Here is a 9,864-nt window from a genome sequence, read left to right as displayed (position 1 = left end):
CAATAGAATAATCACTGGATAGATTAGTTGCTGGCGGCGCTTCTTCTTGATTTTCGGCCCCAGAGTTATAAACAAAACGCTCTGTTGTCAGAGGTGTACTTTCCGGCCCCTGTTGAGCTGCGCCACCTAAGGATGGATCACTCCCATCCTGCGTAAGAAAAGAAACTTCTGCAGGAGTAAGTGGGGCCGGTCTTCCCGTTAACAGGTTGGAAGTCAGCCCTGTTAATTCAGGCGTGCCTAAGTCAATCGGTGGCTTAAAAGGGGTTGGGTCTGAGTTATCAAGCGGGGAGCGAGAAGAATCTAAAGGAGGAGTCGAGGAACCTAATGGAGGGCTAGAGGTTTCAGGGGGGCTCCTTGCGAACCAACATCACCATCGCCGCCGGGATCATCACTCGTCGGCGTTTTTTGAGATGCCGACAAACCTGTCGTTTCTGTAACTGCGTTATCTAAAACCTTCTCATTCAAAAGCACTTGAAACTCATCGAACAGGCCTGGATCTTCAGGGTTCTGAAACACCTGTTCAAGCAGTTTTAACGTAGCAAGGATATCCGTTTCATTTACACCACTATCTCGCAGTATTTCAGCAACCTGCTGTGCCGCCTGCTGAAACAATAGTTCCTGTGGTAGACCGGCAGCACTAAGTGCTTTAGTGTTCTGCACAATTTCAACAATGGCATCTAGAGTAATGGCATTCATATCAGATATCTTTCCTAAAGTAGCAATCGGATCGTTTTTCTTGGTAATACTTCTTAGACAAACTCACTAATGACGCTAGTGAGCTCCTCTCGCCATGACGACGCCAGGTTGATCAAACAACCCAATTTGAAGACGACCTGATGCTCGTAAAAGCCGAAAAGCTGCCAGAGTCTCATCCAACTCAGCCTCAGCAGCGGCGCTTTCAGCGTTAATTAAAGCCGTTGCGGCATTAAGAATATCGAGTAAAGAACGACGACCATAGCCTCGTTCTTTAAGTGCTAACTTTAGAAATAACTTTGAAATCTCAACCTGATTCAGTAGGTAACGAGTGCGGTCTCTCGACATGCCCCAGCTATTCCAAGCGTTGCGCGCCTCTTCTACCGATTGTACAAGAACGTAGTTTGCTTTCTCAGACTCACTAAGTGCTTGCGCATTAGCCGCCGTGACCAGATGGCTCGCTTTTGATCCTGAATCAAAGCTCCAGCGAAAATTAAGCGTGGCGAGAGAATCATCGCGATACCCTTCAGTACCATCTCGGTCATCATAACGAGCATGACTAAGGGAAAGATCAACCCGTGGCATATATTCGGATTTACTTGTTGCGTGCAAGCTCGCTCGGGCAACCTGATGCCTAGCTTGTGCCGCTAACACATCTGGGCTTGCTTCCTGAACTCGCTGCTCAACTTCAGACAAGGAGGCCGGTAACAAGGCCGCAGGGACATTCAACGCCTCTAACTCAACAGCCAAAGGGGGCAAATTCCCATAGACCGCTCGATAGCGGTTTTCAGCAATATTCAAATCACTATTCGAGACAACTCTACGGGCTTCTGCTGAAGCTAACTGAGCTTTTGCCTGCAAAACATCTGTCGCATACCCTTTTCCTGCATCAACACGCGCATTTTCTTGCTGCGTCAATACTCTGACATTTTCTTCAGACTTTTCTGCGTATTGTTTAAGCCGGTGAGCTTTAACTAACTCAAGGTGTGCTTCAACGGCTGCAAAAATCAAATTCTGCCGCTGCAATGCATTCTCAAGCGATTCTTTTTCGGTCACATGACGCGCCACATCCACTTTAGCGGAGGTAGTACCAAAATCATAAACCAGCTGGTTAACACTCAAGCTCGCTTCTTTAGGTTCGTAGGTACCACTCGCCCCCACATCCCGGTCAATATCTTGATAACCGGTTGATGCTTTTAGATCAATTTTAGGAAAGTAAGCCGAACGTTCTGCATTTACTTGAGCCTTTGCGGCCACAAGATCGGCATCAACCATCTTCGCTAGGTAATGCTCATTTAGAACTAAATTAACTCTCGATTTAAAACTGCCATCTACGCCTTCAGCATGCACATAAGACCCGGATACCAATACTAAACTCGCAAACGTCGCTTTTGCATATGCAGCGAAAGAAACTATTCTCATGTACAAACTCCAGACAGCTTAATCGTTATAGTTATAAAGGAGTAAAGAGGCAAAGCAGCCATCAAAGATGATTACAAAAAAGCCACCTAAACCAAATGACTATGCCCTAAAAGCCCTACTACTGATAGAGGAATTTACCCAAAATGGCATAACCTATAAAAACAACACCTCAAACAAGGTTATTCACCTTATCAGAAGCATGATTATTGAGGTGAGTCAGCTTTATGAGTTGTCATATCTTGTTGATATGCTGAAAGTTCTTTCAATAAAAGTTCTCCCCATAACCCTGTCTCTGACAGCGTTATGGCATACAGCTCTTCTGCGTAATTGAGTATCAATGAGAAGCCCGCATTAGAAATATCGCCGGCATGATCTTGAGAAAGATAACGACACCACGAAATACGCGTGGCCGTCATTAATTTTTCTAATTCGAGCTGGGTCGCGACAAAACGGATATGACCTGCAGTACCACCAAACAATGAATTAGCAGCAAAACAACTGGCCGCTATTGCCAGTGCAACATAGCCAAATGCCGCCCATTGCTGAAACGCGCTACCCGCGGCGGAGGCCAACAACGGTAGAAGCAATCCGATAGAACCAAATAACCAGCCACCAAAGCGTGTTACCCCCGATATCCAAGCGCGCGTACCTCGACGGCGATAGTAGTAAGCCACCTCAGCCTCAGCCAAGAGATCAACGGCATTAAAAAGTATAGCCAGCGATTCGGCGACATCCTCTTCATCCCATTTTAAATCTTGCGTCGTCTGTCTAAAATTACCCAACCGCTGAGGGTCTTCAGGCCGCAACCGTCTTATCCATGCCCAACCCATAGCGGTAACCTCTTTTCGTTTATTTTCTTTGCCTCTTATTATAGTTCACCGCCGAGCCTGACTCATGAAAACCAAAGCGAGAACCACTATTGTGCTTGATACAGGCTCTCTAAGTTGGGGATGTTGCGCTCCCAACGGGGAATAGGGTCGCCGATATAGTGGCGGGCGGCATCCAAAAACAGCCGCGTACGCACCGGTAAATCACGATGCGGATAGACCGCATACACCGATTTATATTCCGGCAACTGCACATGGGTAAGTAAAGGCACAAGCTGATCAATCTTAATATCATCCGCAAAAAGAAAAGTCGGCGCTGAGAAAAAGGCGGTATGAGACAGCACCTTATCAATCAATATTTCAGCATCATTGGCGCGAAACACTGGTTTGATCGTCTGCTCCTGAGGCTCGCCATTTTCATCAATATAATGGATAGATTCATGACGAAAGTGTGCGCTACTGTAGGCTGCGGCGGGTAGGTCGGCCAAGTCAGCCATCGTTTTGGGTTCACCAAAGGTGTCAATAAATGGCTGAGTGGCCAGTATCAACATCCGATTGCGTCCCACTTTACGTGCAATCAGCGATGAATCTCGCGGCTCACCCACCCGGAACGCCAAATCGAACCCCTCTGCAATCATATCCACCAAGCGATCATCAAGGCGCAGCTCCACACTCACTTGCGGAAAGCGTTTTTGAAAATCATTAATCACTGGCAATAAATAATGCTTACCAATAAAGCTAGCGGCAGTGATACGCAATAAACCCCGCGGCTCTTGATGGTAGTTCTCGGCCAACTGCACCGTATCTTGCAACAACAGGCGTAGTTCTGCGGCTTTTTTGACCATTTCGGCCCCGGCGGCAGTAAGCGAAAACGATCGAGTTGTTCTGTTTAACAGCCGCACTCCTAAATCATCTTCCAGCTTACTCACCTGTTTCGATACCACTGAGCGATCGATATGTCTTAACTCCGCGGCCTTCGCAAATGACCCCTGCTCGACCACATCCAGCAACAGAATTAACCGACTCGTTGTATCCACACACTACCCCAGATTGATAAACCACTTTATTGGTGCAATTTTGGCATTAATATAATCCAAAACATACTATTTTTATCTTCAATGACAGTGCGTAGGATGCCTGCAACTCAATCTGATTGGAAAACGTCATGAAGAAAATTAGTTATACTCTCGGCGCTATTGCACTGACCGTGCTCTTGAGCGGCTGTGACCAGTCAAGCGCACAACAAGGGCAAAAACCATCACCATTGACTATCGATGTAACCGACGTTCAGCTGAAACAGGTACAATCTTGGCACACCTTTACCACACGTCTCGAAGCACCGCATCGCGTGGTATTAAAGCCTAGAGTGTCTGGTCAAATTGATAATGTGCTGTTTAAAGAGGGCGAATACGTCCAGAAAGGTCAGGTACTTTTTAGCATCGATCCACGCCCCTTTAATACTCAAGTTGCCAACCTTGAAGCTCAGCGAGTAAGCGCCGAAGCTGCGCTTGAACAAGCGCGTGGTGAAGCTCAGCGGGCCAAACGCTTGCTGGCGAAAAAAGCCATGTCGACAGAACAAGCCGATCAACGGGCTGCGGCCTTACGTCAAGCCATTGCCGGCCGTAACGCCATTGCGGCGCAGCTGCAATCAGCCAAACTCGACTTAGAGTTTAGCCAAGTTGAAGCACCCATTTCTGGGGTAATCTCCCGCGCTATCGCCACCCAGGGCAACTTTGTTACCGCGGGACAAACCACACTCACCACGCTTGTTTCCAACGATAAAGTGTATGCGTATTTCGATGTCGATGAACGCACGTGGAACCAAGCATTTGCTTCTGTCGAAGCAAAAGATAGCACCCCTCTCACCTTAACCCGCATCAGTGATAACCAACCCGTACCCGGTTATGTGGATTTCATTGATAACGAAATCAACCCCACAACAGGCACCCTGCGTGTCCGTGGTGTGTTTGATGCACAACGCTATCACCTTAAGCCGGGGGCATTTGCCCGTATATCACTGGCGGCGAACGATGCTAAAGCCATGGCCATTGTGCCAGAGCGCGCGATCGGCACCGATCTCAAAAACCGTTTTGTATTAGTAGTCGATAGCAACAACACCCTGCAATACCGCTTGGTCACACTCGGAGAACGTTACGGTGCTTACCGTGCAATCACCTCAGGCCTGGAGCAACACGATCGTATTGCGGCTAATGGACCCGCTCGCGTCGGCCCCGGCATGCCCATTACGCCTAACGATGTGAGCTTTGATTTTGACAGCACTCAGTTTGTGCTCAACCAAGATCAACAAACTGACACCCTATTGAGCGTTGCACCATAAGAGACCCCTATGAACTTTTCACATTTCTTCATTAGCCGGCCCATATTTGCAGCGATGCTTTCACTGGTGTTTGTGATCACCGGTGCTATCTCGCTGTTTCAATTGCCTGTCAGCGAATACCCTGAAGTGGTGCCACCGACCGTGGTCGTCAGCGCCACTTACCCCGGCGCCAACCCCAAGGTTATCGCCGAAACCGTCGCCACCCCGCTTGAGCAGGAGATGAACGGTCTAGAGAACATGCTGTATCACTCATCCCAGGCCACCAGCGACGGGCGTCTAACACTCACCGTCACTTTTGCCTTAGGTACCGATTTAGATCAAGCCCAGGTGCAGGTGCAAAACCGAGTAAGTAATGCCCTTCCCCGTTTGCCCGAAGAAGTGCAACGGCTCGGCGTCACGGCGGAAAAATCATCGCCGAATTTGGCGTTGGTGGTACATCTATTCTCGCCGGATGACAGCCAAGATACATCTTATATGGCTAACTATGCCGACTTGTATATCCAAGATGAGTTAAAACGCTTACCCGGCGTAGGTGATATTCGTCTGTTTGGTGGCTCGAAATACTCTATGCGTGTCTGGCTTAACCCGGATGCCCTCGCAGAGCGCAACCTTACCGCAAGCGATGTCATGGCCGCCTTGAGCGAACAAAACCAACAGGTCGCCGCAGGCTCACTAGGCGCCCAGCCATCACCAGAAGAAAACCAGTTTCAGATACTTCTGAACGTTAAAGGCCGTCTATCAAGCATCGAAGAGTTTGAAAATGTAGTACTGCGGGTTGGTGACGATCGACAAATTACCCGCCTCAACGATGTTGCTCGCATTGAACTAGGCCAAGAAAATTATGCATTGCGGGCCATGCTGGATAACAAAGCCGCACTGGCTATACCGGTTTTCCAACGCCCCGGCTCTAACGCCATTGAGCTTTCTAATAGCGTGCGTGACACCATGCAACGGCTGTCGGAAAAATTCCCAGCAGGTATGGAATATGAGATCGCTTATGACCCCACTGTATTCGTACAGGGGTCGATCGATGCGGTGATCAAAACGCTGATTGAAGCCATTCTATTAGTGGTCGTAGTGGTTGTGCTGTTCTTGCAAACATGGCGCGCCTCCATCATCCCCTTGATTGCCGTGCCGGTGTCATTGATTGGTACCTTCGCCGTGATGCAACTGCTCGGGGTATCGATTAACACCCTATCGCTATTCGGTTTGATACTCGCGATCGGTATCGTCGTTGATGATGCCATCGTGGTGGTGGAAAACGTTGAACGTAATATTAGTGAAGGCCATAGCCCTGTCGAGGCGACCAAGATCGCCATGAGTGAAGTAACCGGGCCTATTATTGCCATCGCCTTCGTGCTGTGCGCAGTCTTTATTCCAACAGCATTTATCACCGGACTTTCTGGCCAGTTTTATAAGCAATTTGCCTTAACCATCACGATTTCAACACTGATCTCAGCGTTTAACTCATTGACCCTATCACCTGCACTCTCGGCTATTTTGCTGAAGTCCCATGATGCCCCCGACGACCGGCTCACCAAGGTGCTTAATAAACTCTTCGGTAACTGGTTATTCAAGCCTTTTAACCGCCTGTTTGATAGCAGTGCTAAAGGCTATGAAGCGTTGGTCAAAAAACTGATCCGCCTAAGTATTGTCGTCGGCCTGGTCTATCTTGGCTTAGTGGGAGCAACGGTTGGTTTATTCAACGCGGTGCCCGGTGGCTTTATTCCACAACAGGATAAGCAATATCTGGTCGCCGTGGTACAGCTACCCGATGCCGCCAGCCTTGATAGAACGCAATCGGTTGTCGAACAGATCCAAGAGATCGCCCTAGATGTACCGGGTGTAGCACATACAGTAGCGTTCCCCGGCTTATCAGTTAATGGATTCGCCAACAGCACCAACAGCGCGGTGATGTTTACACCGTTGGAGGATTTCTCGCAACGCACCGATCCATCGATGTCAGCGAACGCTATTGCTATGCAGCTCAACCAGCGCTTCAGCGTCATTGATGAAGCCTTTGTCGCGGTATTTCCACCACCGCCTATTTTAGGCCTTGGCACTACCGGTGGGTTTAAGCTACAGCTAGAAGACCGAGGCAACAAAGGCTTTGAAGCCCTGTTTAGCGCCTTACAAGGGACCATCGCGGCGGCACAGCAAAATCCGGCCTTAACCGGTTTATTCTCGAGCTACCGCATCCAAGTGCCACAAATGGACATCAACATCGACCGTGAACAAGCACTGATTCAAGGCATCGCCCTGAATGATGTATTCACGACGTTGCAGGTGTATCTCGGCTCCGCGTATATTAATGACATCAACCTCTTTGGCCGCACCTATCAGGTGAACGCTCAAGCCGATGCTCAATATCGTAGCAAACGTGCGCAAATCTTAAACCTTAAACTGCGTAACGCAGCTGGCGAAATGGTACCGCTAGGCTCGGTGGTCACCGTCGAACCAACTACCGGCCCGGATCGTGTTCAACATTACAACGGCTATGTCACCGCAGAACTAAACGGCAGCCCGGCGCCAGGCTACAGTTCAGATCAAGCAAAACAGGCGATTGAACAGGTGCTAGCTCAAGCGTTGCCCGACGGTATCACCTATGAGTGGACCGAAGTCACCTATCAACAGATCCTAGCCGGTAACACGATGGTGTATGTGTTCCCTCTGGTTGTGCTACTTGTGTTTATGGTGCTGGCTGCCCAATATGAAAGCCTACGCTTACCGCTGGCGATCATACTGATCGTGCCGATGACTATTTTCTCCGCCTTGGCGGGGGTCTATATGCTTGGAGGGGATAACAACATCTTCACCCAAGTAGCCCTGATAGTGTTGGTGGCGCTGGCCTCGAAAAATGCCATTCTGATGATTGAGTTTGCCCGCGACAAACAGCTTAACGGAGCCAGCCATATGGACGCTATTATTGAGGCCTGCCGCTTACGCCTACGTCCCATCTTAATGACCTCAATCGCCTTTACTGCCGGTGTCATACCGCTCGTGCTCGCCACCGGAGCGGGAGCCGAAATGCGCCAAGCGATGGGTAACGCAGTGTTCTTCGGCATGATAGGTGTCACCCTATTCGGGTTGCTGTTTACCCCTGTATTTTACCGAATGCTCACGCCTAAGGAGCTGTCACATGAAGACCGTTAAACTGGCGTTATCGTCGTTAACACTGGCCGTTCTAGCAGGGTGCGCCAGCACCCCGCTAGAACAGGAAAAGGCACAAGCCACGCAACAGTTCATCGCTCAGGTGCAGCAACATCAGAGAGTCCAATCGATTGCACAACAAAGCGAATTAGACTGGTGGCAACAACTAGACGATGAGCAACTGAATCGTTTAGTGCAACAAACCTTAACCCGTAACCAAAACCTCCAAGTCTCGGCAGCACGCTTGCGTGCTTCCCTGGCGCAGTTAACGGAGCAACAACGGGCACAATGGCTGCAAGGCAGTGTGGATATTACTGGCGTTCGTGGGAATACCATCAGCACGCAAAATCCAAACGGTGAAACCAGTAGCTACACCACCGGCAATGGGAATTTCACTTGGCAACTGGATCTATCTGGCCGCCTTCAGGCGCTAAGCTTAGCGGCAGAAGCCGTCGCACAGGACCAGCAGGGGCAGTATCAAACCCTGGTGGCTGAACTCGTTAGCAGCACGGTACGCAGCTACTTACAGTGGCAGAATCAAAGCTTGCGCCTTGAACTGACCCAGCGACAACTGGCCGCCCTAGAAGACACCATGACCATCTTACAGGTGCAACTTCAAGAGGGCATTGCCACCGAACTTGAACTCAACCGCACCGAATCGCAATATTACCAACTGAAACAGCAGTTACCACAGATTGCCACTGAACAAGCGCAAGTAGAACAAACCCTGGCAATGCTACTCGATACACAAGCCGGTGAACTAGCTCTGACACCGATGAGCGCGGCTCAATACGATCAGCAACGTATTAACGTCGCAGTACAATCCCCCGAGGATGCACTAATGAGCCGTGGCGATGTACAATCAGCCGTGGCACAGCTCACGCAACAAAGCCAACTGGCGAACAGCGCAGCACGATCGCTATATCCGGATATCAGCCTCGCAGCATTTGCCGGCGTACTCAGTGCACCCGGCTTGAATTTCGACCACAGTCAGTCGAACTGGCAGATAACCCCAACTCTGAGCTGGTCACTGTTTAGTTATCCACAACTGTTAGCCCAACTGGATGCGCAAACAGCACTCAGCGAGGCAAGCTACCATGCGTATAAACAGACCTTGACCCAAGTTTTATCAAAAACAGAGCTATCGCTGCGCACCTTGGTTCAAGTTAAACAGCAGTTAGGTTATGCTCAGGCCCGGGTCAATGCCGCACAGCAGGCCTATCAACAAGCGAACCATGAATATCAAGAGGGACAGCTAGCCTATCTCGATTTACTCGATGCCCGGCAAGATGTCCTCGCTGCAGAGCAAGCGCAAATGACTATCCGCGACCAATGGCTGAGCGCTGGCGTCAACGTTTACAGCGAACTCAACGGACAGTGGACGCAGGCGTTATTGGCGAGCCGTTAATACTTAGCCTTAACGCCCAAGGGAGA

Annotated in this window: 7 protein-coding genes; 3 read left to right on the top strand and 4 right to left on the bottom strand. The window is 49.7% G+C overall.

What is annotated here, in order from left to right; genetic code table 11:
- Positions 1-321 precede the first annotated feature (321 nt).
- The 4 genes from AC0L4K_RS03345 to AC0L4K_RS03330 all read right to left on the bottom strand — a co-directional run bounded on the left by AC0L4K_RS03345 (position 322) and on the right by AC0L4K_RS03330 (position 3,979).
- Positions 322-696 carry a hypothetical protein gene (locus AC0L4K_RS03345; protein ID WP_473268200.1) on the bottom strand — a complete coding sequence of 125 codons (375 nt, stop codon included), beginning with the start codon at positions 694-696 and terminating at the stop codon, positions 322-324.
- Between the two features lie 75 nt (positions 697-771).
- Positions 772-2,115 (bottom strand): TolC family protein, encoded by a 1,344-nt coding sequence (locus AC0L4K_RS03340; RefSeq protein ID WP_417224515.1) that lies wholly within the window; start codon positions 2,113-2,115, stop codon positions 772-774.
- 203 nt (positions 2,116-2,318) lie between these two features.
- Positions 2,319-2,945 (bottom strand): SLATT domain-containing protein, encoded by a 627-nt coding sequence (locus tag AC0L4K_RS03335; RefSeq protein WP_473268199.1) that lies wholly within the window; start codon positions 2,943-2,945, stop codon positions 2,319-2,321.
- Between the two features lie 86 nt (positions 2,946-3,031).
- A complete protein-coding gene (locus tag AC0L4K_RS03330; RefSeq protein WP_473268198.1) occupies positions 3,032-3,979 on the bottom strand; it encodes a LysR family transcriptional regulator in 948 nt (315 codons plus the stop codon).
- Positions 3,980-4,107: 128 nt separating this feature from the next.
- Between AC0L4K_RS03330 and AC0L4K_RS03325 the strand changes: the two genes are divergently transcribed.
- The 3 genes from AC0L4K_RS03325 to AC0L4K_RS03315 are packed head-to-tail and all read left to right on the top strand — an operon-like array spanning position 4,108 to position 9,838.
- Entirely contained in the window at positions 4,108-5,280 is a 1,173-nt protein-coding gene (locus AC0L4K_RS03325; protein WP_473268197.1) for an efflux RND transporter periplasmic adaptor subunit, read from the top strand.
- A 9-nt stretch (positions 5,281-5,289) separates the two neighbouring features.
- The gene (locus AC0L4K_RS03320; protein WP_473268196.1) at positions 5,290-8,433 is read left to right on the top strand and encodes an efflux RND transporter permease subunit; all 3,144 of its coding nucleotides are present in this window, start codon (positions 5,290-5,292) and stop codon (positions 8,431-8,433) included.
- Entirely contained in the window at positions 8,420-9,838 is a 1,419-nt protein-coding gene (locus AC0L4K_RS03315; protein ID WP_473268194.1) for a TolC family protein, read from the top strand. The genes AC0L4K_RS03320 and AC0L4K_RS03315 overlap by 14 nt, the downstream gene beginning before the upstream one ends.
- Positions 9,839-9,864 lie beyond the last annotated feature (26 nt).

Source organism: Amphritea sp. GJ51-11 (assembly GCF_055808735.1).
The sequence above is the reverse complement of the archived record's forward strand: the minus strand, read 5'-3'. Positions and strand labels throughout refer to the sequence as shown.